Annotated in this window: 1 protein-coding gene; it reads right to left on the bottom strand. The window is 53.9% G+C overall.

The features are described 5' to 3' along the window. Positions 1-280 (bottom strand): Ig-like domain-containing protein (locus V5298_RS20945; RefSeq protein WP_332933324.1); only part of this gene is annotated, 280 nt, incomplete at both ends.

Below are 280 nucleotides of genomic sequence, written 5' to 3'. Positions count from 1 at the left end.
GCAAATGTCTGGGTCTCATCGTCAGCATCAGTGACGCTGATAGCCACTGATTCACCAGCCGCTAAATCTGTATTCCCAGTGATGGTGGGCGTTGAGTCGTTGCCTAATCCGGGATCGGTTACCGTTAGGGTCGGTGCTGTGGTATCGATGCTACCGGTTTCATTCACGGTAATACTGTTGCCCGCATTGTCGGTAGCGGTGACGGCAACCGTATAATCACCTTCAGCCAGGTCATCGGGTATCGTAGCGCTGAAGGAACCGTCAGGTTGGACAGTAGCCG

This window comes from Alteromonas sp. 14N.309.X.WAT.G.H12 (assembly GCF_036697315.1).
Taxonomy (GTDB): Bacteria; Pseudomonadota; Gammaproteobacteria; order Enterobacterales; family Alteromonadaceae; genus Alteromonas.
The sequence above is the reverse complement of the archived record's forward strand: the minus strand, read 5'-3'. Positions and strand labels throughout refer to the sequence as shown.